The sequence below is a fragment of the Microscilla marina ATCC 23134 genome, assembly GCF_000169175.1.
Taxonomy (GTDB): domain Bacteria; phylum Bacteroidota; class Bacteroidia; order Cytophagales; family Microscillaceae; genus Microscilla; species Microscilla marina.
Genome location: NZ_AAWS01000068.1, coordinates 18361 through 41579, shown reverse-complemented (window position 1 = coordinate 41579; position 23219 = coordinate 18361). Strand labels below are relative to the sequence as shown.

Genomic DNA, 23219 nt, shown 5'->3' with positions numbered 1-23219 from the left:
ATATGGCGTTTACGGTTACGTCTACCCCTACCCCACGCACCGCCTGGATCACAGGTTTGCCATTTACTTTTCATAAGCCATATTTGCTAATGTCAGGAATATTGAACTGAGCAAAGCCTACTATTTCTTTTCTGCCAGTTTTAAGTTGTCCGGTAGCTTTGATAGACCTGGTTACTCCACGCATGGTCAGCTCACCTTCTATGACTATTGCATATTCCCGCTTTTTTCTAAGTTTAATTCTAGCAAAGTCAACAATTTTCCCTTTGAATTTAATGAAGGGATATTTTTTTGAATAAACCAATCCTGGGTAATTGAAATACTTTTGAACAATGGCTCGCTTAAACTTAAACGCCTGGACAGGTACCGTAAATAACATTTGTCCGGTTTTGGGGTTTAGAGCACTTGTAGCACTTTGGTTCTCACCTACAATACTCCCTGCTTTGGTGGCAAAATCAAGCTTAACCGTGGAGTTTTTGGCTACATACTGTTTTCTTTGGGCTTGGGAGTCAAAAGCAAACCCCAGGCAAAACAGGGTGAATAAAACAGGCAACGAATGGGTTTTCTTCATTTCATTATTTTTTAATTATATGTATCATCGTATTCAGTCTGCAGTTCATAGTCCCTCTGTAGTAAAATTTGCATGAGTTATTCAACACTAACTTACTTTTTGCTACTCGTTTATTCCTGCTTCTTTGGGTTCTACCAGGTCCCACAAGTTGCCATAGAGGTCTTCAAACACCGCTACTGTGCCATAAGTCTCCTCGCTGGGCTCCCTTACAAACCTGACCTTATTTTCGGTCATTTTTTTATAATCACGCCAAAAATCATCGGTATGCAAAAACAAAAATACCCTTTGTCCAGTCTGGTCTCCTACCCTTATTTTTTGGGCGTCGTTTTTGGCTTTTGCCAACAGCAAACGGCTCTCGGTAGCCCCTGGCGGCGACACTATGACCCATCTTTTGGTTTCACTCATCACGGTGTCTTCTATGAGGGTAAACCCTAAGCTTTTGGTATAAAACTCAATGGCTTCGTCGTAGTCGTTTACCAACAAAACAATATTGGCGATTTTCTGTGTCATATTTTTTTTATTCTATAGTTTAAGGTTCTAGGGACTAGATGCTAGGTTTTCGGTACACCTTACTACGTTAAGCTCATCACAGCAAGCTGCTGTAGATTCGGTTTATAGGCAACTAACAAAATCGAGAGTTTCTACCGATTTTATAAACCGCTAAAATCAACGAGTTATAAAACCAGTAGAAACTGGCAGAGCAAAGTGTAAAACCAAGTCTTATTGAAAACCCATACAAACTCACTTGTAGTGGTCTTAAAGCTTTTGGCAAGACCAACACAATGCATGTTCTTCGCTATCGTTACCCGCTCTCTTGGTCTTAAGACCAAGAGGAGGGGACAGTGATGGCTTTTAGACGTAGACATACAAAAAAATTAGTGTACAGGTAATGGCAACGATTTGGTATAAAACCCAAAATACTCAGCTCCTGGTGGACGCTGTAAAAGCTCCCAACTAACTACTACATGGTTTCAATTACTTTTTGGATTACTTCGGTAAAATAAGCCCCATTGTAAGGCCCAAACCAGTTCATGTGGCGGGTTTCAGGTTCGTTTACGTTGTACCACTTATCATAGGTAATGTAGCCTACATAGCCTCCGTTAAAACTGGTAATAATAGTTTCTACTCCTTTGCGCTGGCTCACAGCATCGAACTGGGGCACTAACTCACCCGAAAAGTCGCAAGGAGTGCCTACAAATACCAAATCACCCAGACGCAATGCCGTGATATAAGCCGGGTAATCGCCGTACAAGGCATAAAACAACCAGGGGCGTAAACGCCAATCTTCTGAGATTTTTACTTGTGGAGCACGCAAGTCTATCTTGAGCGAACGCATAAACAATTGCTTGTTGGCTTTGGTAGAAACACTGTCTATTTTATCGAGCACCAACGCCGACATTTTCGTCGATATATTTTCCAGTTGCTCATAGTCGTTGCCACCGGGCACATCTATAGGCGCATGGCTGCCCATGGCTCCAGCAAAAAATGCGGCAAAATCTATTTGAGGGCTTTTTTCCAACAACTGAATGACTCGATTGGGATAGTCACCCGAAATAGGTTTGCGCTCAGAGGCGAAGCAGGTAGAGTGGGCGGCAAAGGTAAAAAGTGTGGCTACCTTGCCCGATTGCTTTTTTATTTTTAGCAAGCGCAACCAAGGATCTACAATGCCTTTTTCGCGCACCAGGCGATTGTATAGCAAGTCTTTAGCGTTTATTTTCACATATCCGAGTTGGGCGTACTCTTTGGTTTGGTCGGCTTGTTTGATCGCCCTGATCACCGCACGGGCTATATTATCTACAACACTTTGCTCATAACTTCCGGCAAGCAACCGCCCTACGACTCTCGATCCCCAATGTCCTACGCTATTGTGGCTATGGGTAGCCGAAAAGTATACGTTTTCTTTGGCAAAACCAATGGTTGAGAGCTGTTGGTGTATTACGGCAAGTATGGTAGGGGGCACTATGAGTAAGTCTATGGTAACCATCGCTACTTTACGATTGCCATTATCAAACACAAAAGCCCTTGCCCGCAGCGAATCCTGTAAACCTACGCTATTGCCGTAGCGGTCGCCATAGCCTGCCAGGTGTACCGGGTGGTTGGGCGTAAAATCTGCCTTGCCCCAGCCTGCTTTTATTGAATCGGTTTGATTGCTTACCACAGGAGCAGGTGTATTTTTTAGCGCTTTTATACGCTCCATAGTGGTGCGGTAGTAGGGCATTTCTTTGTAGGGGGTACGGTCTATTTTGGTCAGGTTTGCCCCAATAAAAACCAACAACAGCAGGATAAAAATACCTAATGCTTTTAAAAAGAAAAAGGTGATTTTTTTAGTTATTCTCAATGCTTTTTTAACGCCTGGATTCATCATATCAATGCTCATGTAAACTACAAGGTGTTCGTGCTCTGGGTACTAAATCCCTTACACATTAGCTTCGCAGAGCTCGCCACAGCATAGCTGTAGGCTCGGTTTTCCAGTCTCTTTTGCCTGCTGACTTCACCTAAAAAAACTCACGTAGCTTAGGCTATGCTCGTTTTTTGGAGGTTTGACAGCCGCCAAAATAAACTCGAAATAATGTAGAATTTACTTAGCTCCCAAAGCACTCGTGCTTGGCAATCGGCAAAAGTACACATTTTTTTCGAATAGCCCGGCGTTGATTCAAACGATGTCCCCCACCCCGAACACCTCCAGGCATTTTATTTATTTTATCGGCTGTCCTCTTGCAAACTTCAATAAATTATCACGATATTTTGCGCCAGTATCTGGCATTGGTTTAGCTCAACCGGGCTTTCCAGGCTTTCTCAATCAATTGATGATAACAACTGTGAAAAAACTAATTACCCTCATTTATATCGGCTGTTTGCTAAGCCTTGCTTCGTTTGGTTGGGCTCAGGTAAACTTAGAGGTAAGTCTTCTTCGCTTGCCTGACCTCCAGCCAGTAAAAAACATTCAGGTATACCTTGAAAACCCTGCCATTGGTTACCGCACCCAAAGCGTGAGCAATGCCCAGGGCAAGGTATGGTTTAGGGGTTTGTCTACGCTGGGGGCTTACCAGGTAAGCGTGCCAGAAAATGGGCAATACTTAGCCGCCAAAATCACTGGGATAGATCTCCGTGCCCAGGCAAAACCCAGTGTGCAACTGTTGTTGACCCGCAAAAATTCAAAACAACTCGATGAAGTAGTAGTATCGGCGGCCACTTCTAAAATAAACACCATCAATGCCGAAGTAGCCTCAGACCTCCAGCTCAAAGAAATTCAGGCGTTGCCTATAGAGGGGCGCGACATTACCCGGGCTTTGTATCGTTTGCCCAACATTACCCAGGCCACAGGGTTTTATCCCGAAGCTCCCAACATCAGCATCAACGGGGCCAATAGTCTGTTTACCAATTATATGATAGATGGCATGGACAATAACGAACGCTTTTTGGGTGGGCAAAAATTTGCCATTCCTGTAGGATTTACCAAAAACATTACGGTGCTTACCAACAACTATTCTACTGAGTTTGGGCTCACGGGCAATGGCATTGTCAATATCACTTCGCGTTCGGGCAGCAATCAGTTAAGCGGCGAAGTTTTTTTGCTTGTCCGTCCTGGGTCGGTCATTGACTCCCCCTCAGAATTTGCCCAACGCGATTTAAGCGGCAATCAGGTAAAAGATGGTTTTCAACGTTACCAAACAGGATTTGGGCTAGGGGGAGCTTTGATTAAAAACAAGACTTTCTACTACATCAATGCAGAGCAAACCATCGATGTAAAAGACAACTTGCTCAACTCGCCCGACCTCAATATAAACGAAACCGTGAGGGGGCAAAACAGGTTTACCTACCTTTCGGGTAAAATAGATCATTTCTGGAGCAAGTACTGGTCTACTACTTTGCGGGCAAACGTGGGCATAAGTGCCATTGAACGGCAAGGCGGCGGTTTGGAAGGAGGCACTTTGTTTCCTTCTGCGGCAAGTTTGCAAGATAGAAACTCGACGTTGATTGCATTAAAAAATCTCTATACGGGCAAACAACTGACCTGGGAAAGCAATGTGCAGTTTGCCCGCTTTCGCTGGAACTATGGCAGGCCTCAAAACGGGGAAAGCCCTCAGGTAAATATTTTAGTCAATAATCTTCCTGCAGCGGTATTGGGACACCCGGGGTTTATTTTTGACTCTCACGAAAAAACCTGGCAAATTCAGCAAAAGCTGGAATACTCGCTGAACAGCCAACACACCATCAAAGCCGGCCTTGAGCTCCTGAGTGCCCAGCACTCGTTGTTTGGCGGGGGCAACATCAATGGCAACTATACCGTCTTGCCCACCAATGCTGAACTTGCCTCAATTATTGCCCAAAACAAAGGGGCAAACCTCCAGATTGACGATGTACCCGCTACAGTGCAGGTACTCAGCGCCAGCGTAGAACTCAGACCCAACTCGTTTGGGGGTACACAAAACATTTACAGTGCTTATGTAGAGGATGTGTACTCGGTCACCTCGCGCTTGAATGTGATCTTGGGGCTGCGCTACGATTTTGATAACTTATCGCAAACCGGAGCAGGCAAAGGAGATTTTAATAACATTGCGCCTCGCTTTAGTTTCAATTATAAGTTGAATGCGTCGAGTTCGATCAGAGGTGGTATAGGCACTTTTTTTGAAAAAATACTGTATGCGGTGTATAGCGATGCCCTACAGCAAAACACCAGGTCTGACAATTACCTGTTACAATTGCAACAGCTACAGGCACAAGACCTGATCGATCCATCGGCAGATTTGAACCAACTCGTTTTTGATGGCAATCTTACGGCAAATGTAGACAATGTGGGCTACCTTCAGGCACCTGCCGCCTTGCAAAACGAAAGAAATAATATATTCAGCAACGAACGCCGCATATTATCGCCCAATGGCTGGCAAAACCCTTATACCCATCAAATATCGTTGGGGTATCAATATGAGTTTGACCGCGATTTTTTGTTTTATGTTGATCTGGTGCACAATCAGTCGTATAACTTGTTTAGGCTGCGCAACCTCAATGCTCCCAAACCGTTTAGCCCTAGCCAGGCAAAGCCAGTACGCACCCAAACCGAAGCGGATTTTACCCGCCCAGTACCCATACTTACCGATGCCAATGGCAGTTATGCCATCATCAACGGACAACGCATCAGTGGCATAGCACGCAATGTGGTTGTATCAGAAACCGCCGGGAGGTCTACCTATTGGGGGGCGAGTTTTAACCTCCAGAAAGCCCAAGGCAAAAGTAAAGTGAGTTACCGTTTTACCTATACTTTGTCGTTGCTGGAAAACAACACTGAAGACATTAACTTCAGGGCAATGGATGCCAACAATTTTGAAGCAGAGTGGGGACCCGCCCTCAACGATCGCCGCCATGTGATCAATGGGGTGATCAATTTTTTTCCTATTAAAAATTTCACGGTTACTACCGCATTTTTGCTACAAAGCGGGCAACCCATCAACCGTATTCCTGATGCCAGTATATTTGGCACCACCGACCTCAACGGCGATGGCAGGTCGTTTGGTGATGCTTATGTGGGAAACAGTGACCGCTCGCCAGGAGAACCCCGCAACAGCGACCGCTTGCCTTGGTCTAATACATTTGACTTGAGTTTGCGTTATCAAATACCTTTGGGTAAAAACAGTCGCCACAAGTTCGAGATAAGCGCCGATGTGTTTAACGTGTTTGATGCAGAGAACCTGAGTGGATTTTCAAACAATGCCAGTCAAAGCAACCAGATTCAGGTGGGACCTCGTGCTTCGGGCAATTTAACCATCAGAAATGCCGCCCCACCCCGACAGTTTCAATTTGGGGCGAGGTATGTGTTTTAAAAGAGTAAAAGGTAAAAGCAACAAGGGAAAGTAACCTTGCCGTTTTTACTCTTTGGAGACCTTGTTTTGCAAAAACTTTTCAATATCGTGGCTCAAGGCATTTTGGCAAGCACCTTCAGGGTCGTTTATCTTCATCAATATAACAAATAGTGCTGCCAAACCTATTATATCTTGTAACCAATCAGGAGTAGCAGGAGATAATATCTCTTGTGAAAACTCATCCTGGATACGTTCCATTTCTGCCCGAAGTACTTGCTTTTTTTTATTGAAGTAAGGAAGCTTGTACTTCCAGCTTTTTAGTGTTTTTTCCAAATAGGCGAGTCGTTCATGCTGTTGCATCGCCCTCTTGCCTTTTTCTATACCATAATATACTCCATTATAAGCACAAGTAACAGTGTTGTATACTCTTTCGAGAAGGTCGAGACTGGGAGGATGAGGCAAAAACAAAAGGGCATAATCTTCATCAGTTGTTACCTTTGCCCGAATGGTTTCCAGGTCATTGCGCAACATTTCGTCAATTACTTTTAATACCAATGCTGTATTTATTTCCTCAATCATTACTCAGGGCGAATTGTGTTGGCTATGCGTTGCTTAAAAAGTTGCCCAATATCGTGAATCAAGGCATTCTCAATCACGCTTTCAGGATCATTTATTTTCAGTACATCAACCAAACAGCGGGCAACTGAACCATACTGTTGAACCAAATTAGGAGGGCCTAACGGGGAAGCCAGGTTACGGTGCAATAGATCACGTTTTTTTTCAATAATACCGTCTAATTCCGCCTGCAACTCTTCTTTCACGGCTACGCTTACAGGTTTACCCAATGCCTGGATCAAATAAGCTTCCCGCTCGTCCCAATAGGCTATATTGACAGCCTCTTGCTTGTGTTTTTCTACTGCCTCATAAGCATCATTGACAGCGAAGTGAATGCTCCTTAGTTTAATAGGTTTGGGTAAAACCAAACGCGCATCACCTGGGTCAGTTGTTAACTTTAACCAAGCGGTTTCCCAATCGTTGTCCAATACATTTGTCACTATTCGCAACATCAGCGAAGTGTCTACATCATCATTCATCATTACTTATTTTTTATATTCATCTTTTACTGTTCTAAAAGTAAGCGAAACCCTGCGCTTTTGTACATTTACAATGCTATGTTGCCAATGGTGGCGGACTTCGCCTTGCATCACCAGCAAACTACGGGCTGCCAACGACAAGGTCTGCTTACCTTGTCCAGCCTCTGGCATTGGCTCAAGCTCCATGATACAGTCTGCCCCCAGGCTTACAATCAAAATGGTTTCACCAAAAAGCAGTGGACTATCTATGTGAGGCTTAATCCCCTCTCCTACTTTGTATTCGTTTACGATTAATAAGTCGGGTAGGGTGTTTAAATATTGCTTTATTAGAAAAGCGTGGGTAAGTTGGGCAGCCCAACCGGGCAAGGGGGTATGTGTAGACACGTGATCCATTGTACGCTTAAGGAAGTGATACCTATAGCCATATTGTTGTACTCGTCTCACATAGAGGTCTTCCCAGGTGGCACTGGCTATTTCCTTCAGCAGCTGCTTTTCTTCTTTTTTATTTACAAAATCGGGCACATACTCTAGTCCCTCTATGGGGGGTAAAACAGAATTAGACATAGTTGAGCGGTTTATTGATGATTGCCTCTGCCATTGCGGTGGTTTTGATTTCTGAATGATCCGATTAAGCCGAAATGAATTGAATAGAATAAGGTACTCTCCAATGGTTGGACGTCAAAAATTTGAAATATTAGAATATGGCAAATTAAACCATAATTTAATTATTCTAATATTTGAAAATAGACTTGTGCTGAGGTTTTGTAGGTGAGAGCAGAGTGAGGTTTTCGCTCATTATACAATATAAAATATTGTTTCAACCCTTGATACAAACTTAGCCCATCCTCATAATCATAGATGTAAATGTGATTACATTTTACATCTCTCCAAAGTCTTTCAATAAAAATATTATCCAAAGCTCTTCCTTTACCATCCATACTTACCTGTATGCCTTTGTCTAACAAACGCTTCACGAATGCATTTGCAGTAAATTGGGTTCCTTGATCAGTGTTGAAAATTTCTGGCTGACCATTTTGAAAAGCACTGTCAAGTGCATTGAGGCAAAAGCTCATTTCCAAACTATTAGACAGTTCCCAAGCTAACACATAACGACTGTACCAATCCATTACTGCCACCAAGTACAAGAAACCTTGTTTCATCGGTACATAAGTAATATCAGTGCTCCACACTTGATTAGGTCTCTCAATAGAGACATTCCGAAGCAAATATGGATATAGCTGGTGCTCTGGATGCTTACGGGATAGGTCAGGCTTAGGATAAATCGCTTCTAACCCCATCTTTTTATACAAACGCCGAATACACTTTTTATTCACCTCATGCCCCAAAGAACGAAGGCGAGCCCACATCAAACGATAACTATAAAAAGGTGTTTGTAAATATTGCTCATCCATTAAACGCATAAAATAAAGATTTTCAGCACTTTCTCCTAATGGCTCATAATAGTAACTAGACCGAGTAATCCCTAAAAGCTTGCATTGCTGGGCAATACTTAATTTTGGATCACTTCTCACTAATTGCCTTCGTTCTTCAAGAGTCAGGCTTGAACTTTTTTTTTTAGCCAAGTTAATTCTACCTGAAGCTGACCAATTTGTTCATACAATAAAGATTCCTTTTTTTGGCGTTCTTCCTCTGATTTTTTTTGCTTGGATGGGGAGGCAAAAACACCCTCAGCTAATTCTAGAAGTGCCTGTTTCCATTTACAAATTTGGGAAGCAGCAACCTTATATTCAGAAGATAATTCAGCCATCGTTTTCTGTTCCTTAAGCGCTTCCAACGCAACTTTTGCTTTAAAGGAAGCTGAATGCTTTTTGTACTTTGCCATGAGCTAAAGTTAGACATTTTAAGCCAGTATTCTAAATTTAGGCATTTTCAATGTCCAGTTTTTGGGGAGCAGTATATAGTCTTGCCAAATCACTTGCAACACCGTATCAAAATAAGCCTGTACTGTCTCTTGAAACAAAGGGGTTTCGAAGTATTCTTCTTTAAGAGCGTATTTCATAAATGTGATGCTTTGCAATGTCGGTGCTCAGCAAAGCCAAACCGCCCCTTCAGTGCTTTTCAAGGTTGCGATCAGCTCGTGGAGACACCATAGCCGTCAGGCTACTATTTTTTTACCCCTGAAACATCTTTCAGTATCCAAATTTTGGCGATTCGATCACACCACTGGTTTCATAACCACCTCCACAACAAAAAATACCTGTATCGTTACCCCAAAATTCAATACAAATGTATCAAGGGGCACCCTGTGTTGCTTTGTGTGCACAAAGGGGTAGAAGAAATCCATAAATTGTTTGACCAAACCGACTGGAGCTTGCGCCTCCACGACCGGGCACTGGCCATGCGCATTGACCGCCTGGATATGCGCGAGCTGGAACTAAAAACCCTGCACCCACCCCAAAAATACCGCATTTACCGCTGGCTGGGGCTCAACCAGGAAAACTATGCCCAATACCAACAACTCAAGTACCAAACCGATCAATTGTTGTTTTTGGAGCAAAAGCTGGTGAGCAATATCATTAGTTTTGCCAAGAGCGTGCAATGGCACATCGGCGCCCGCTTTGAGGTAAAAATTACTCAGCTCCACCGCCAACACTGGGCGAGGTACAAAGACCAACGTTTTGCCGCTTTTGATCTCAATTTTGAGACTGAAGTATTGTTGCCCAAAAACATTGGCTTGGGGCATAAGGTAAGTGTGGGGTTTGGGACGGTTATACCCGTGAAAACTTAATTACACACATGTCAGGTTTTCAGCGTCATCTTACTATTCCATACCTGTCAGGTAGAAGATAGCCTGAATTAATCAACCTTCAGTACAAAGGAAAATTCCTACAAAAAAATAAGGAGAAGGGTTTTATTTTGCACGAGGCAGTGGGGGTTATCTTCAACCGTTATTACCTTTGCCTCCTATTATAGGATGGTTACTTAAGACCAAAGCCGACAGAAATTTTGTTGGCTTTTTTATGAAGTGCCTTGGCAATGGTTAAAACATTTTGGTGATTATAGGACAGACTAATTCTTAAATGGATTGGGACAAGCCCTGTTTTATCAATGAGATTTTTTCTGAGTAAGAAAAGAGTACTGAAGCCCATATACTTATTTTTTTAGCTACCTATTTAGCTACCTACAGCTACTACATAAAACTACTCAAACCTACATGCTAAAGCAAAAAAAAACCGTCTAAAAGACGGTTCTGAGTGGAGAATATCAGATTCGAACTGATGACCTCTACACTGCCAGAACTCTGCTCTTTACATATAACTCACTTATAATAAATGCCTTACAAAACACATCTACCACCATAGTAACCACTTTAGTAACCTCTTAATTTTTTTTAATAAATGGTATGTAATGGTTAAAGTTTTGTCAAATTTTCTATTAGTTAAATAGTTTGTTGCTATATTCGTAAGCATTGGTAATCACAGTTACCAAATGCTTTATGAACACTACTTTTTAAATCGAGGCTCAATTATAACAAAAGATCAAACCTCCACTCCCGAAAAACTACATTCCCGCATTTTAGGCTTAGAAATGATTGACTGGAAAGCAATGAAGTTTATCCAGCACGAAAACATCAAGGCATCTACCAATGAACAATACCAAAAAGTGGTCAGCCACTGGTGAACAACCAGTTTGTGGTACCCTTCTATGGCATGACAGCACTGGCAACCACTGGTGTGTAGACGACAAACCGTACTTCGGTGCATTGAAGCCCAAGGTGGGACTAAGGTACACGATGCCGATACCGGATAAAATCAGTTCTACGAAATTACTATCCCCACAGAACTACCTGCCCTTATCATCGAGGCAGACCCCAAAGAAGAAGCCGCCAAGTTGGTGCTCCTCTATTCCTCTGGCTACGGCGAGGTGACCCAACAAGGGCTTGCTGAATTCATTGAACAGTAAGTATGACCTCAACTTTCCCTGAATTCAAGTTTGAGACGGTGAACTTTTAGATGAAACCGCTTCAGCTCCCTCCCCTGTTACCCAAAGCTCCTACTAGGAAAAGTGAGACTTAACTCTTCTTCTTGTGGAAATTCAAGTTGAAACAATATATCCGTTGATATTTGTACTTTAGATGGAAAACCGGATAAGCAGACCTGATTAGTCCAACCTGTTGATTTATTCTCCAATAGGTTTTGACATTTCTTTGTTTTATTTTTTTTACCTTCGTTTTGCATGGTTTACACGTATTCTGTTTTCTATGTGAATAGCCCAGAGGTGTAAGACGATCAACCTCAATACACCTTGAACTTTTTGTTATATACTATCATACAACATTGAACGTAAGTTACGAAAAATACCGCGCTGACAAAACTGTAAAATGACAAATGTGTGAGCATTGATAACTTAAATTGACTTTTCTTTATAGTGTTTGTATATTTATAAACCAACGGTCTTGAGACGATCGAGACGGACTTACATGCGTGCGCACGTATCAGGGTTTGAAAATAAACACTATGAACAAAAACACTCAGAAAAAACTTAACACTTCTCAACCGCCTACCCAAAGAAATCAACGATCAACTGCCCAAAAGAAAGCTGACTTTTTAAAAGCTATGGAAAAAAGCCTAGGCATTATTCAAACTGCTTGTGACATGGCAAAAGTTAACCGTGGCTCTGTCTACCGTTGGCTGGAAAACGATGAAAAGTTTCTCCAGGCAATTAGGCGGGACGTTAGAGATGTATCTTGTGAGTTTGCCGAAAGTAAACTTTTACAAAGAATACAAGGGATGACTTATGAAGAAGAAGTCGTGGTACGATTAGGGAAAAATGATTTTAAAATTGTTAAAGTAAAAAAGTACCTCCCACCTGATACCAAAGCCATTGTAGATTATCTTGGAGCTCGAGGAGGGCATCTGGGCTATGGCAAGCAGAAATTAGAGCACTCAGGGGAAATCACTACCAAAAGTTTTCAGGTAATGATCGAAAATCCACACAAAAAAGAGGATTAAAAAAGATATAGAACAATCATGGCAACTAAAAAAAATAGTTCTCCTTCTGCCAAACTCATCGTTCGCCCCAGTAAGCCCCAGTTTGATATTTATGCATCACGCACCCCGGTCAACTTGTTTATGGCGGGGCAGGGAGCAGGCAAAACGCACGGGGCTGGTTTAATCTCGTTTCGTTTGATTACCAACTTTCCCGGAGTGTTTGGTTTTATGGGCGCCAACACCGATATGCAGCTCACTGACTCTACCTTGTACCGGGTCTTTTTGGTCTGGAAAGATTTGGGGTTGGAAGAATATGACGAATACCTGGGGCAGGGCGACTATGTGGTGGGTACCCAACCCCCCAGGCACTTTAGCCGGGAAGGGCACGCTTTTAAGAGTTACCGCAACAAGATTAGTTTTTGGAATGGCTGCGTGGTGTTCATTGGTAGCCTGGAAAACTACAAAGCCCACGATGGGAAAGAGTTTGCCTGGGCGATTTTGGATGAAACCAAGGACACCCGTGAGGAAGCCGTGCAGGAGGTAATTCTAGGAAGGCTTCGCCAACAAGGGCTTTATATCAGTGAGGCAACACAGGCACTTACTAGTGAGGAATATGATGAAGGAAGCCCTGTAGTCGCTAACCTCCCTTTTAATCCTTTGTATATTTTTACATCACCTGCCAAGGTGCCCTGGATCAACGATTGGTTTGAGTTGAGCGAGTATGAAGAAGAAATCAAGGCAAAGATTTACAATCCACCCCAGTACTTTAAAAAGAAAGTAGGCGGGGACTCTAAGTTTGTAGTGATTTCGGCGACTCACCTAAACCTCAAAAACCTGCCCTCCAACTATATAGAAAAACAGGAAGCCAACCTTGCCTCTCATCGGCACGGGATGCTGATTTATGGTGACCCTCTGGCCAAAAGTGGAGGCGAGTTTTGGAAACAATGGGACGCCAGCGTGCATACGGGACATTATTACGATGCAGTGTATGACCCTGCCCACCCCCTGGATATTACCTGGGATTTCAATGTGCACCCTTATGTGACTTGCGTAGTCATTCAGGTATTTGTACGCCCAGAGGAAGGAATGATTGATGTGTATATTTTAGACGAGATACTTAATAAAACCCCTCGCAACACCACCCCTCATACTTGTGAGGATTTTTTGAAAATATACCAATCCCACCAGGGGCGAATCTATATCCACGGTGATCCATCGGGCAAAAACCAGCAAACCAAAACCAGGGACAAGCGCTCCGATTTTAAGGTGATTTTTGAGCAGCTCAAACCTTACTTTACCAGCCTGCGTGATATGGTGCTGATCAAGGCACCAGGGGTTTCGGAGAGTGGGGACTTCATCAACCTGATCTTAGAAAAGCAGAGCTATGGCATTCGGGTACACGTAGACAAAGCTCGTTGCAAAACGGTGATTCGGGAGTTTGAATACACCAAAGAGGCGGAGGATGGCACCATCAGCAAGAAAACGATCGAAGACACCAAACTCAAAATTCGCTACCAACCCTTTGGGCACATTTCAGATGCCTTGCGCTACTTTTTTGTGGCAAAATTTGCGAAAGCATACAAGAAGTTCAGAGGGAAGGGCACCAGCCAACGCAAAACGCAAACTGTACCAAGAAAACGATCAAAAGATGCATTCTAACTTTTTACACCGCTACGACTACCGCCGAAGGTTAAGCGAGGCGGACTTGCTTGATTTTATAGAAGGGGATTGGGGCAAGCTTGCCGAAGCCCAAAAATCGGCCATCGAAGAAATGGGGGAGTACATGGCTGCCCGGTCTTCGTTGCCAAAAATATTTATCCGACTGTTTGCCTATAACGGCACTGGCCAAAGCTTTGCGGCGGGGGAACTGGCGTGGGTAAACGCTGTGGGGGACACCAACCTGCCTCCAGAGGTTCAATATTATAGGGCAGTGAAAGCCAACCAAGGTATTACTCCATCCAGCGATAACCCTGCTTATTGGCAGCCCCTGACCACCGATCCCCGCAGTACGATTGTACGTGATTTTGCCGTAGACATTGCTCTTTATAGAGTGGTTCCTGCCAATAGCCCCGTAGAGATTGCCAGTCAGTTTAGGCAATTCTATGACGACGCGATTGCCTGGTGCAAGGTGTATATGAAAAACGAACGTCCTACACAGTTGCCTCAAGAACCTCCGGGGGACCGGGGGATACTGATTGCGGGTGGGAAAGTGAAACCTGGCAACGACAGGCAGGATAGCCGGGGGAATGATTATAAAGGGTGGTAGAATTTAAAAGTTACATACACATTACAAATGATTGCCAAATGTCTAAAAAAACAAAAAAACGAGCTACTGCTGCTCATCACCTGAGCGCTTTTGCCTCAGTGTTTCAATACGGCAGGGACCGGGTAACCATTGCCGACTGGATGCAAGCCTGGCGCATTGCCGAAAGCCCAGTAATGCCCCGCACCTATCCTTTGATGGAAGTCTATGATATGGTGTGCATCGATGCCGAAGTAATCACCGCCATCAACAACCGCAAAAACAAAGTACTGGGTGAGCCTTTTCTGGTGCTTGACCCTGACGGTAATTATCAGGAGGTTGCCACCAAAAAATTAAGAGGCAGTTGGTTCGATGATTTCATCAATGCGGTGCTCGATGCAGAGTTTTTTGGTTACTCGCTGATTGAGATAGGGCAAGATTTACATGATAACTATTCAATCAAAGAAATCAACACCGTTGAGCGACGCAACATTATTCCTTCTCGGAAGCTGGTACTGCCTTACCCTTTCTCTGCCTATCAGGAAGGCATTGATTTTAGCGCCGATTATCTGAAGCGTTGGTACATCTTCTGCCATAGCAAACGCTTTCCTCTGGGCTTGCTGTTGTACGCGGCTCCTTATGCCATTCTCAGCAGAGATGCCTTGGTAAAGCACGCTGAATTTAATCGGGATTATGGCAAGCCTTACAAAATAGTGCATACCGACAAGGAAGGGGAAGAACGCCGTGAAGTATTGGATGCCTTACTGAATGTAGAAGAAGAGCTCAATGGAGTGTTTGATATTGAAGAAAAGGTAGAGGTTGCTTTTCCCTCCGGAGGGGGTGGTACCGTTGATACCTTTGACAAAATGGATGAGAAGGCAAGCAAGAAGCTGCTCAAAATCATTCAGGGGCACGTCAAGTTAAGCAATGATACCGATGGCGGTGCCCAAACCTACATGAATAAAGACAGCATTGCCAAAACGCCCAGCGAAGAAATCAGAGAATACGATATGGCAAGGGTAGAGTCGGTAGTGAATGAAGAACTCTTTCCCCGCCTGCTGGACTTCAATTACCCGTTTACCGGGCATTCGTTTATTTTTCTGGATACTTACCTACGCGAGCTCCAGCGCCAAAAGAAAAGTATCTCTGAGAAAGCCCTGGAGCTTGCCCTGAGCCATTTTGAGGTAAGCACTGCCGAGTTTGAAAAAGCTACGGGAATCAAGGTAAAAAAGAAGGCAACCTTGCCAGTAGACCAAAATATGAAGGCAGTAGTAAAAAAGAATGCTGAGAATGATACAAACACTAACACTGCCACGGATTCTGAAGCTAATCAGGAAACAGGCAATCAAGTGGATAGTACGAGTAATCTTGATACTAATGTCGAAGTTGCCAAAAACCAGGACTTTTTTAAGTATGGATCGGTGACCCTGCCCATTAGAGATAAAAAGCTATGGGCAAGCCTACTGCCAGACATCGAAGTACACGACTTATACATCTGCCCCAAGGCTGGAGTCTACGGCTATGAAGACACGCCTCACATCACTGCCTTGTATGGGCTACACGCCTTGCCCAATGCCTCAAAAAAACTTGAAGCGTTGCTTTCTGCTGCTACCCAAAAAGCGCTTGAGGTACAACTCACCGCGATTTCGGTGTTTGAGCAAAAGGACAAGGACTATGAAGTACTTAAGTTTGAGGTGACAAGCCCTGCCTTGGTAGCACTCCACGAAGCATTAAAGGCGGAGCTCAAACATACTTTGCAGTATGAAACCTACCAGCCCCACGCCACCATTGCTTTTATTAAAAAGGGAACAGCAAAGAAATATACTTTGACTCAACTTGAGCAACCAATCAAGCTATCTCTAAGCGAAGCGATATACAGTGATGGTAGGGGTAACAAGACACTCATCAAACTCTAAACGACGCTTTGCGCTAACGCCATAAAACCATTGAACCATAAAACCATAGAATCTAAATGCTGATGATCAACGAGCGAAAGTTTAGAAAAGTGATGCGTGGGGTGCCCCAGGGGATAGGACGGCTAATGCTGCGCTATGTTCAAGGCAATTTTGCCAGTGAGTCGTACCGGGGCAGCGCCTGGCAACCCCGCCAAAACCCCAACAACCGCAAACCTTTACTTAATGATACTGGCAAACTCAAAGCTTCTTTTAAAGTAAGAGAAGCCAATTGGCGAGTAATTAGGGTGGGCAGCGATCGGCAGGCAGCAAGTGGCAACGTTCACCTTGCCCAGCTCCACAATGAAGGGGCTAAAGGCGCTGCGACCGTTCGCACCTATACCCGGAGGGGGCGTAACGGCTCGGTAAGGGTACGTAGCCACCGTAGGCACGCCCACCTGCCCCAACGACAATTTATGCCCATTCCAGGTAAAGAACCACTCCCTCCGGAACTTTGGGCAGCCATTGAAGATTTTGTAAGTGTAGAGTTAGACAAAGTATTTAAGTAGAAATGATCAATTTATACAACGCACTGGAAGCTCGGCTAAAATCTCCTGAAGTAGGCATCCGCCATTTTAACTTGTGGGAAGGACAATTTGATAATACCAGCGAAAAATTTCCTTACCCTTTGCCTGCCGCCTACCTGGAAATCACCCGCGAAGACACCAGCCCACTGGGGGACAAGGTGCTACTGGTCAAGTCTAGTTTTACCCTGCACCTTGGTTGCAAAGACTACCGTCCCACTACCACCGGGACCAAGGTTACCACAGGCAAAGGTATACTGTTGCTCTCCCAAGTCATCACCGCCCAGCTCCACGGTTGGCAATCGGGTAAGTTTGGTACGCTTACCCAAACAAGCAGGCGCACCGTGAATGGCAACGGCTATTTGTACAGGGTGGAGCAAAGCTATGAAATGAGTTACAAGGATTATGGGGCGCAGGTGGAAAGGGAGAAGATTGGTGGAGTTAATCTAGGTTTCAATTTAAGATAGTAGTGCAAGATTATTAGGCAGTTGTCTGTTGGTTAAAAACTATTTTTAGAATATATGGATAATAATTATCCATTGAACATAGCAAAAAACGGTATATAATTATTAGAAACTATGAAGAATTCCTTGATAGGCTCAATTTGATACTTATGATATACCTGAACAGTGCCCTAATTGCGGAGAAGAGGGTACAACCCTGATGACTACTTTTTTTACCTTTGCAGGTCTTCTTTTCTTAATTTTTCCTCTGAGAAAAAGAAGGCTGCTACCCGCTGCACCTCCTGTGAATTTGAAATGAGTGAGCAATCCCTGCCAGAAAATTTCAAAAAGATATTTAACAGAGCCAAGCACTACAAAAGCGCACCTCTGTGGGTATTTTCAGGTTGGTATTTGCCAGTAGCATTGACGATTGATGGGATAGATAATCTATATTCCAAGCCTTTTTCTGCTGAAAAGATCATTCTTACAAAAAAACAAGAATAGGAAATGTATAATAAAGGGGTGGTTATAACTGCCTATTAACCACCTCTGGCATAAAAACCCAACAAAAAACAACAAAGGTCAGAGTACAATAGCAAATAAAGTTAAAGATAGAATTCATTTGATTTTGTCCGATTCCAATAAATATTTATAGTTAAAATAAGTTTCTGACTAGTGTAAGCAGTATTCACCAAAACTATCAAACAATGAGAACACATTTTTTTATTATTTTACTTTGTTTTTTATGTACCCTTGATCACACCTCTTTAGCTCAAAAGGCTACAACGTTTCAAAATGCACAGGGCAAGTGGGGGTATAAAGATAAAAATGGTAAAGTAAAAATACCTGCCAAATATGACTATATCAGAGTAGCCTCTCTGAAAAACAGTAAAAGATTGATTGTTATAAAAGACAAGAAATATGCATTATATACTACTGATGGTAACGGCATTACAGGTTTTACATATCAAATGATATCAGTCCCTAACCCTGATAGTCAATTGATTTTAGCAAAAAAATCAGAGCTTTATGGTTATATCAATTCACAAGGAAAAACGGTTTTACCCTTCAAATACAGTAATGCATCGAACTTTAAAGATGGTAAAGCAAACGTGTGGCTAAACCGTAGATTATTTATGATAGACACTTCATGAAATGACACCAAAGAAGTATCAACAGCTATTCTTATTAGTGATCATATAGCAAAGCCCAAAATAAGATTCAAAAAATACTTTATATGATTATCTTAAGAAAAATCTACGCTATCCTGACGAAGCTCGTAGACTGGGAGTAGAAGGACGTGTTTACATACAGTTTTATGTAGAGAAAGACGGTAGTTTGTCTAACTTTCAAGTTTTTAAAGGCATTGGCTCAGGGTGTGACAAAGAAGCCATTCGTTTAATCAAGGAAGGACCTAAGTGGATTCCTGCCAGGCAAAGAGGAGTAACAGCGAGGACAAGAAAAATGATTCCCATTAACTTTAAAATTACAGGTAATTAAGCAACTTTAAGTATCCAGACCTTACAAGTTTATTAGCCCATTGAATAAAGAAGCGTTTCAGTGTCTATTGAAGCGCTTCTTTATGTAGTTGCCAAAATCCTCAAACATCTACCCACCCCTCCACCGAATACCTCGATACCTGGGTTTTGCCACAGCGGGTACAACGCCTTTTGAGGCTGTCGCCTTGCCATTTGTGCCCCCATATTTTGCAGGCAAGTGGGATTTTGATGGGGGCAGGATTATGCATTGTTTTTTTCATAATTGGCTACTCTTTAAAATCAACCTTACGGTATTTGGGCGCAGGTAATATATGTAACCTAGCAAGCTACATACAAAGCTAACTTCTCCTAAGCTTTGCCACTTTATAAAAGCAGCCTGAACATCTTGATGACGCCGCTTACCATCCATCCAGTAAGGCGATGACTTTATGTGTTCCCTAATAGTAAAAAGCTCACTGACACTTATTTTTGTCTCTACAAATGCAGGATTAGCTATTTTATCAAGTCCTCTATTAATTATAGTGTGTACTGAACGAGGGCGGTAATAATACTTATAAGCTAATACCTGACTCATGATTGCCATAGAACCATACCTAATCCGCTGCAAGTATTTGAAATTACGCAATAAGTCGTTTTGCCTTCGCTCAGTAGGGGTTTCAGTAAGAGAGTCGTTAACTCTTTCAATAACCCGCTCTAACTCTGTAAGTGTTACTTGATCCACTTTTATCATCTTATTCATTATTTGTTCATAGTATTTTGTGTTTCTACCTCTAATTTACAAAAAAACATTGAATGCTAACATAGTACCTACCTATGCTCATAATATCACCATTTGATATACACAGTTTGCCAAACTAGGAGGTAATACTACATTTTTGATTTGTTCATTTATTAAAACAAAAGAGGTTGGCGCTATGGAGCTTATTGCCAAGTATGGAGTATCTGTTATCATCAGTACATTCGTGGCAGGTGATTTTTTTAGAAAGAAGTTTATCCAATGGAGAGATAAGCGTAAGGTAAAACAAATCAATCTCACCGAGCATCCAGTCATTCAGCTCTTGTTTGATATAGACATGTATGTACAGCAACGCAAAGCAGCAAATGAGTTTTATAAGCAAGTCATTAAGGTCTACACAGAGTGTTTATTTAGCGCTCTTACCGAGACCATTATAAACAATGTTATTCCTTTTGGTGAGGAACTGGAAGACAAAAGCAATGCTGAGTTTTTAAAGTTTTATAACCACTTGCGTAGGTTGTTCTTTGAACGGTATCATTACAAGGTAAAACATAGTGGCATTGACCTCAGGCTAGTTGCTTATTATGACCTGATTGTTTCAGGCACTGCCCTTATGGCAGTCAAAACTATCAGCAACGAACTATCTTCAGCTACAAAAAAACATAAAAAACTCAGGGCATACAATGCATTGAGTATTGTGGCAGATTTTATTGAGATTTATAAAAACAATGCTATTCCGCTATTCAATGCTGCTAATGGCAAGTTTAAAGGTTTGAAGTATAAAAGTTACACCAATGACTAACCTTATAAAAAAAACTACTCGTGCTATAGGCGATAAGTTCTTCAGCTTCTTACCCTTTCTCGTAGGGTGCGCCATCATTGTGTCATTTTGTGCCATCACCATCACGGTCATAGTCAACCCTGCTTCACTCAACGCTAAAGATAACCCCACTATTGGAGGCATTGTAGGAACCATCAACACCTTGATGACCATGCTTGCTACCTATTTCTTTACAAGAAGAATGAACTCTACCAACGAATAACACTTCATATCAATTATAATTTAAACAAATACTATGAACATTGAGACAAAAATTAAAACCAAACACAAAAGGCTAGTGCTTCTATTGGGCGTATTAATAGTAGGAACCTGTCTGGTAGTAGGTTGCCACAAAATTATTCGGGTAAGCAAAACCCCGGATGAAAAACTTAGCCCTGAAAAAATGGTATTGCCTCGTTTTGTGGCAAACAAGCTCACCCAAAAACTACGGGAGGTGCTACCCGATACTTTTGCCCGTGTAGAGACCAGGCAAATATTGCCCTTGGGCGACACCAAAACGGTGTTCATCGAGGGCAAATATGCCGTAGGTGGCATCCAATTTCTGAAGGAATCAGCAGATAAAGTGGGGGTGGCACTCTCTTATGACCTGGAACAGTTCTTTGCTTTTATGGCAGCCAAACTCAAAGAAGAACTCACTGCCAGGGGAAAGGCAAACCCGGAGATCATAGAAGCATTGGATCTATCGCTGGACATTTTGTTTGCTTATTACGAAACCAAAGCGAAAATACCTGTGCAAGGCAAGCTCAACACAGTTTTCCCGAACTCAGCCGCCGCCACTGCCCAGGTGTTTTTATCTCAGCTTCGATTGCTTTACTTTCAGATAGTAAGCCGTGGTGATGGCGATGGAGTAATACTTAAAATAGGTTGGAATGCAGATATGTTTGAAGTCTTTTTGACCGATGTACTCGCGGGGAAGTATAAAGTGAAGGTGGTAGAGAAGGAGTAAACACCACCAGTTGTCCCTCTCTAAAGTAAAAAAAACTTGAAGGAAAGTAGATTAGCATCTACCTATCCTCCAAGATCCTTTAACCAGCTATGCATTGCAAAGGTATGTTTCTTTTTGGTAATTTAAAATATCTTTGCTGTTTTTTTTAACATTTCAACCAAGTAAAAACTTTTTAAAATTAACTGTTGCCAAGGGATTGAATAAAACATCACAAAATATCCTTTAAACAAACCATAAAAATTGAAATCATTAAATTCTCTAGGTTGATGTCAATCTTATCAGGGCTATACCAAGGGCAGTAGGTGGCTTCAACGGTAAAGTTTCTTTTGTTTTGTTGTTGAAGTAAAACTATCTTTCTGATCAAGGTGCTGTAGTAGTGTTGGGGAGAGTTCTTTCGGGGGAATAACATCTGACTAAGTAGAGGTAGGTATTGAAAGTATGGCTACCTGGAAGCTTTCTTGTTCGAATTGACTCGCATCTGAGTCCAATGACCCTCAGGGTAGGGCGAAAACAACAAATTCTGCCTGTTTATCGATTAAATAAGCGATCAGTGTTAAAGCTAATTAAATATTATTCAATTTGTTATTTTTTAAAGGTAAAAGTTAGAAAAAATCCCGCTTGGGAGATGTGTGTCAAATTATCTAACGTTGACACTATTTGTCAAAAGTTAAGAGCCCCTTGGATTGTATATGATTGCACTACAAATCAGGCAATATATACTACACTATTGATCGCATTCCTGAAGCCACTTCACCGCATGAGCTTTGGCAGCAATAGGCATGATATGCAAGCAACCACTTGGGAACAGTTTATTCAAACGGCGTGAGAATCCAAATTGATAAATTACGTTTTCAGGAAAAGTAAAGGCAATGTAGTGTTTGCAGCCTATGGTTTTGGTAATTTTAGGAATCCATTCATCCACCACCCAATCAATGTCTTCGGGGCTTGCTGAAAAATTTTGTAAGTCTAAAAACCATTTACCCACTTGGTATTTTTTGGCATGTTGACCAACTTCCTGAAGTAAACCTTTGAAATCTTTTCTTGGACAATGTCCTTTGCTTTTAATAATGAAAATTCCTTCTGAAGCCATTAAATCAGCGCTGATGTAGTTGCTTCTATAAATATCGGTAATTTTAGTGTTTGTTGTAGTGCTCATTGTTAATGATTAATCGTGAAATTTTGTATTAAGTATTTAGTTTGATAGTTGGCAAAAACCAAACAAAGAGATTAAGCAATTGATTATTAATCATTTAAATTAACAAGAACAAGCGTTAAATAACCATTTAGAGAAAAACTCCCTATTTGGGAATAATAAGTTAAGCATGGCTGTTCATTGGTAGAATCCTTAGTTGCTCAATAACTTGCTTCACGTAATACCTTTTTTAGGTGCAGGGTAGTAAGTATTTTATGTTGGTCGAAGTAAACAATGGCTTGTTGTTTCACTGCCTCATAACTCAGTTTTTTGAAGCGCAGGGTGTGGTATTCAAACTCCTCATTTACCGGGCTCAAATAAAATATTCAATTCGTTTAAACGGACGATGTATAGTTTGCGCCACTCTCCTTTGTCGAGATCGTAGTAGTTAATCCAGTCTTGACCTTTAGGTGGGCAAGACGTTGCTGGCTT

At 42.3% G+C, this 23219-nt stretch carries 27 protein-coding genes and 1 pseudogene; 15 read left to right on the top strand and 13 right to left on the bottom strand.

Going from position 1 to position 23219, the window contains the following annotated elements; all coding sequences use genetic code 11:
- Positions 1-70: 70 nt before the first annotated feature.
- The 3 genes from M23134_RS34085 to M23134_RS34075 all read right to left on the bottom strand — a co-directional run bounded on the left by M23134_RS34085 (position 71) and on the right by M23134_RS34075 (position 2933).
- Positions 71-568, bottom strand: a complete 498-nt coding sequence (locus M23134_RS34085; protein ID WP_002704755.1) for a YceI family protein — start codon at positions 566-568, stop codon at positions 71-73.
- A 102-nt stretch (positions 569-670) separates the two neighbouring features.
- Positions 671-1078: a VOC family protein gene (locus M23134_RS34080; protein ID WP_002704753.1), complete on the bottom strand. Its 408-nt coding sequence runs from the start codon at positions 1076-1078 to the stop codon at positions 671-673.
- A gap of 451 nt (positions 1079-1529) precedes the next feature.
- The gene (locus tag M23134_RS34075) at positions 1530-2933 is read right to left on the bottom strand and encodes a neutral/alkaline non-lysosomal ceramidase N-terminal domain-containing protein (protein ID WP_157558787.1); all 1404 of its coding nucleotides are present in this window, start codon (positions 2931-2933) and stop codon (positions 1530-1532) included.
- 454 nt (positions 2934-3387) lie between these two features.
- On the opposite strand from M23134_RS34075, the gene M23134_RS34070 reads away from it, so the two are divergent.
- Entirely contained in the window at positions 3388-6387 is a 3000-nt protein-coding gene (locus M23134_RS34070) for a TonB-dependent receptor (protein ID WP_002704748.1), read from the top strand.
- A gap of 45 nt (positions 6388-6432) precedes the next feature.
- Here M23134_RS34070 and M23134_RS34065 read toward each other — a convergent pair whose 3' ends face one another.
- The 5 genes from M23134_RS34065 to M23134_RS41560 all read right to left on the bottom strand — a co-directional run bounded on the left by M23134_RS34065 (position 6433) and on the right by M23134_RS41560 (position 9480).
- Entirely contained in the window at positions 6433-6945 is a 513-nt protein-coding gene (locus M23134_RS34065) for a hypothetical protein (RefSeq protein ID WP_002704746.1), read from the bottom strand.
- Positions 6945-7463, bottom strand: coding sequence for a hypothetical protein (locus M23134_RS34060; RefSeq protein ID WP_002704744.1), 519 nt, complete (start codon positions 7461-7463; stop codon positions 6945-6947). The genes M23134_RS34065 and M23134_RS34060 overlap by 1 nt, the downstream gene beginning before the upstream one ends.
- Before the next feature lie 3 nt (positions 7464-7466).
- The gene (locus M23134_RS34055) at positions 7467-8024 is read right to left on the bottom strand and encodes an alpha-ketoglutarate-dependent dioxygenase AlkB (RefSeq protein ID WP_002704743.1); all 558 of its coding nucleotides are present in this window, start codon (positions 8022-8024) and stop codon (positions 7467-7469) included.
- A 161-nt stretch (positions 8025-8185) separates the two neighbouring features.
- Positions 8186-9303 (bottom strand): IS3 family transposase gene (locus M23134_RS34050; RefSeq protein WP_085986349.1). Its coding sequence is split into 2 segments (ribosomal slippage): positions 8186-9024 and positions 9024-9303, totalling 1119 coding nucleotides; the frame shifts between segments, so codons are not numbered across the junction.
- Positions 9304-9321: 18 nt separating this feature from the next.
- Complete coding sequence (locus tag M23134_RS41560; protein ID WP_157558786.1) at positions 9322-9480, bottom strand: hypothetical protein; 159 nt, start codon at positions 9478-9480, stop codon at positions 9322-9324.
- A gap of 144 nt (positions 9481-9624) precedes the next feature.
- Between M23134_RS41560 and M23134_RS34040 the strand changes: the two genes are divergently transcribed.
- The 11 genes and pseudogenes from M23134_RS34040 to M23134_RS40255 all read left to right on the top strand — a co-directional run.
- On the top strand, positions 9625-10209 hold the full coding sequence (locus M23134_RS34040; RefSeq protein WP_002704735.1) for a CRISPR-associated endonuclease Cas6: 585 nt from the start codon (positions 9625-9627) through the stop codon (positions 10207-10209).
- A gap of 701 nt (positions 10210-10910) precedes the next feature.
- Entirely contained in the window at positions 10911-11102 is a 192-nt protein-coding gene (locus tag M23134_RS34035; RefSeq protein ID WP_002704734.1) for a hypothetical protein, read from the top strand.
- A gap of 836 nt (positions 11103-11938) precedes the next feature.
- A complete protein-coding gene (locus M23134_RS34025; RefSeq protein WP_045114892.1) occupies positions 11939-12433 on the top strand; it encodes a hypothetical protein in 495 nt (164 codons plus the stop codon).
- 18 nt (positions 12434-12451) lie between these two features.
- Positions 12452-14071: a hypothetical protein gene (locus M23134_RS34020; protein ID WP_002704732.1), complete on the top strand. Its 1620-nt coding sequence runs from the start codon at positions 12452-12454 to the stop codon at positions 14069-14071.
- Positions 14061-14678, top strand: a complete 618-nt coding sequence (locus M23134_RS34015; RefSeq protein ID WP_002704731.1) for a hypothetical protein — start codon at positions 14061-14063, stop codon at positions 14676-14678. The genes M23134_RS34020 and M23134_RS34015 overlap by 11 nt, the downstream gene beginning before the upstream one ends.
- A 38-nt stretch (positions 14679-14716) precedes the next feature.
- Positions 14717-16570 (top strand): phage portal protein family protein, encoded by a 1854-nt coding sequence (locus M23134_RS34010; RefSeq protein ID WP_002704730.1) that lies wholly within the window; start codon positions 14717-14719, stop codon positions 16568-16570.
- Between the two features lie 56 nt (positions 16571-16626).
- The gene (locus M23134_RS39385; RefSeq protein ID WP_002704729.1) at positions 16627-17115 is read left to right on the top strand and encodes a phage virion morphogenesis protein; all 489 of its coding nucleotides are present in this window, start codon (positions 16627-16629) and stop codon (positions 17113-17115) included.
- A gap of 2 nt (positions 17116-17117) precedes the next feature.
- A complete protein-coding gene (locus M23134_RS34000) occupies positions 17118-17597 on the top strand; it encodes a hypothetical protein (RefSeq protein WP_002704728.1) in 480 nt (159 codons plus the stop codon).
- A 291-nt stretch (positions 17598-17888) separates the two neighbouring features.
- Complete coding sequence (locus M23134_RS33995) at positions 17889-18077, top strand: hypothetical protein (RefSeq protein WP_002704727.1); 189 nt, start codon at positions 17889-17891, stop codon at positions 18075-18077.
- Positions 18078-18280: 203 nt separating this feature from the next.
- Positions 18281-18727 (top strand): WG repeat-containing protein, encoded by a 447-nt coding sequence (locus tag M23134_RS33990; RefSeq protein WP_002704726.1) that lies wholly within the window; start codon positions 18281-18283, stop codon positions 18725-18727.
- Between the two features lie 112 nt (positions 18728-18839).
- Positions 18840-19073: pseudogene (locus tag M23134_RS40255) on the top strand (energy transducer TonB); the annotation flags it as partial.
- Between the two features lie 100 nt (positions 19074-19173).
- Here M23134_RS40255 and M23134_RS41555 read toward each other — a convergent pair.
- Both M23134_RS41555 and M23134_RS33985 read right to left on the bottom strand, forming a co-directional pair.
- Positions 19174-19332, bottom strand: a complete 159-nt coding sequence (locus M23134_RS41555; RefSeq protein WP_002704723.1) for a DUF1660 family phage protein — start codon at positions 19330-19332, stop codon at positions 19174-19176.
- Entirely contained in the window at positions 19329-19802 is a 474-nt protein-coding gene (locus M23134_RS33985) for a hypothetical protein (RefSeq protein ID WP_002704722.1), read from the bottom strand. Before M23134_RS33985 ends, M23134_RS41555 begins: the two co-directional genes overlap by 4 nt.
- A gap of 184 nt (positions 19803-19986) precedes the next feature.
- Here M23134_RS33985 and M23134_RS33980 point away from each other — a divergent pair, with 184 nt between their 5' ends.
- Genes M23134_RS33980 through M23134_RS33970 form a run of 3 tightly spaced genes read left to right on the top strand, consistent with a single transcriptional unit; the run spans position 19987 to position 21595 of the window.
- Entirely contained in the window at positions 19987-20610 is a 624-nt protein-coding gene (locus M23134_RS33980; RefSeq protein ID WP_002704721.1) for a hypothetical protein, read from the top strand.
- Positions 20603-20851: a hypothetical protein gene (locus M23134_RS33975; protein WP_002704720.1), complete on the top strand. Its 249-nt coding sequence runs from the start codon at positions 20603-20605 to the stop codon at positions 20849-20851. The genes M23134_RS33980 and M23134_RS33975 overlap by 8 nt, the downstream gene beginning before the upstream one ends.
- Positions 20852-20884: 33 nt before the next feature.
- On the top strand, positions 20885-21595 hold the full coding sequence (locus M23134_RS33970; protein WP_002704719.1) for a hypothetical protein: 711 nt from the start codon (positions 20885-20887) through the stop codon (positions 21593-21595).
- A gap of 724 nt (positions 21596-22319) precedes the next feature.
- On the opposite strand, the gene M23134_RS33965 is transcribed toward M23134_RS33970, so the two are convergent.
- From M23134_RS33965 to M23134_RS42360, 3 genes are all read right to left on the bottom strand, one after another.
- Positions 22320-22751: a hypothetical protein gene (locus M23134_RS33965; RefSeq protein WP_002704717.1), complete on the bottom strand. Its 432-nt coding sequence runs from the start codon at positions 22749-22751 to the stop codon at positions 22320-22322.
- Between the two features lie 197 nt (positions 22752-22948).
- On the bottom strand, positions 22949-23104 hold the full coding sequence (locus tag M23134_RS42365; protein ID WP_002704716.1) for a hypothetical protein: 156 nt from the start codon (positions 23102-23104) through the stop codon (positions 22949-22951).
- The gene (locus M23134_RS42360; RefSeq protein WP_232296861.1) at positions 23088-23180 is read right to left on the bottom strand and encodes a hypothetical protein; all 93 of its coding nucleotides are present in this window, start codon (positions 23178-23180) and stop codon (positions 23088-23090) included. Before M23134_RS42360 ends, M23134_RS42365 begins: the two co-directional genes overlap by 17 nt.
- Positions 23181-23219: the final 39 nt, after the last annotated feature.

Excerpts from the sequence above, each read along its gene's own strand:
- M23134_RS34085 (WP_002704755.1), bottom strand. The coding sequence starts at position 568 with ATGAAGAAAACCCATTCGTTGCCTGTTTTATTCACCCTGTTTTGCCTG.
- M23134_RS34080 (WP_002704753.1), bottom strand. The coding sequence starts at position 1,078 with ATGACACAGAAAATCGCCAATATTGTTTTGTTGGTAAACGACTACGAC.
- M23134_RS34075 (WP_157558787.1), bottom strand. The coding sequence starts at position 2,933 with ATGATGAATCCAGGCGTTAAAAAAGCATTGAGAATAACTAAAAAAATC.
- M23134_RS34065 (WP_002704746.1), bottom strand. The coding sequence starts at position 6,945 with ATGATTGAGGAAATAAATACAGCATTGGTATTAAAAGTAATTGACGAA.
- M23134_RS34060 (WP_002704744.1), bottom strand. The coding sequence starts at position 7,463 with ATGATGAATGATGATGTAGACACTTCGCTGATGTTGCGAATAGTGACA.
- M23134_RS34055 (WP_002704743.1), bottom strand. The coding sequence starts at position 8,024 with ATGTCTAATTCTGTTTTACCCCCCATAGAGGGACTAGAGTATGTGCCC.
- M23134_RS41560 (WP_157558786.1), bottom strand. The coding sequence starts at position 9,480 with ATGAAATACGCTCTTAAAGAAGAATACTTCGAAACCCCTTTGTTTCAA.
- M23134_RS34035 (WP_002704734.1), top strand. The coding sequence starts at position 10,911 with ATGCTTTATGAACACTACTTTTTAAATCGAGGCTCAATTATAACAAAA.
- M23134_RS34025 (WP_045114892.1), top strand. The coding sequence starts at position 11,939 with ATGAACAAAAACACTCAGAAAAAACTTAACACTTCTCAACCGCCTACC.
- M23134_RS34020 (WP_002704732.1), top strand. The coding sequence starts at position 12,452 with ATGGCAACTAAAAAAAATAGTTCTCCTTCTGCCAAACTCATCGTTCGC.
- M23134_RS34015 (WP_002704731.1), top strand. The coding sequence starts at position 14,061 with ATGCATTCTAACTTTTTACACCGCTACGACTACCGCCGAAGGTTAAGC.
- M23134_RS34010 (WP_002704730.1), top strand. The coding sequence starts at position 14,717 with ATGTCTAAAAAAACAAAAAAACGAGCTACTGCTGCTCATCACCTGAGC.
- M23134_RS39385 (WP_002704729.1), top strand. The coding sequence starts at position 16,627 with ATGCTGATGATCAACGAGCGAAAGTTTAGAAAAGTGATGCGTGGGGTG.
- M23134_RS34000 (WP_002704728.1), top strand. The coding sequence starts at position 17,118 with ATGATCAATTTATACAACGCACTGGAAGCTCGGCTAAAATCTCCTGAA.
- M23134_RS33995 (WP_002704727.1), top strand. The coding sequence starts at position 17,889 with ATGAGTGAGCAATCCCTGCCAGAAAATTTCAAAAAGATATTTAACAGA.
- M23134_RS33990 (WP_002704726.1), top strand. The coding sequence starts at position 18,281 with ATGAGAACACATTTTTTTATTATTTTACTTTGTTTTTTATGTACCCTT.
- M23134_RS41555 (WP_002704723.1), bottom strand. The coding sequence starts at position 19,332 with ATGAAAAAAACAATGCATAATCCTGCCCCCATCAAAATCCCACTTGCC.
- M23134_RS33985 (WP_002704722.1), bottom strand. The coding sequence starts at position 19,802 with ATGATAAAAGTGGATCAAGTAACACTTACAGAGTTAGAGCGGGTTATT.
- M23134_RS33980 (WP_002704721.1), top strand. The coding sequence starts at position 19,987 with ATGGAGCTTATTGCCAAGTATGGAGTATCTGTTATCATCAGTACATTC.
- M23134_RS33975 (WP_002704720.1), top strand. The coding sequence starts at position 20,603 with ATGACTAACCTTATAAAAAAAACTACTCGTGCTATAGGCGATAAGTTC.
- M23134_RS33970 (WP_002704719.1), top strand. The coding sequence starts at position 20,885 with ATGAACATTGAGACAAAAATTAAAACCAAACACAAAAGGCTAGTGCTT.
- M23134_RS33965 (WP_002704717.1), bottom strand. The coding sequence starts at position 22,751 with ATGAGCACTACAACAAACACTAAAATTACCGATATTTATAGAAGCAAC.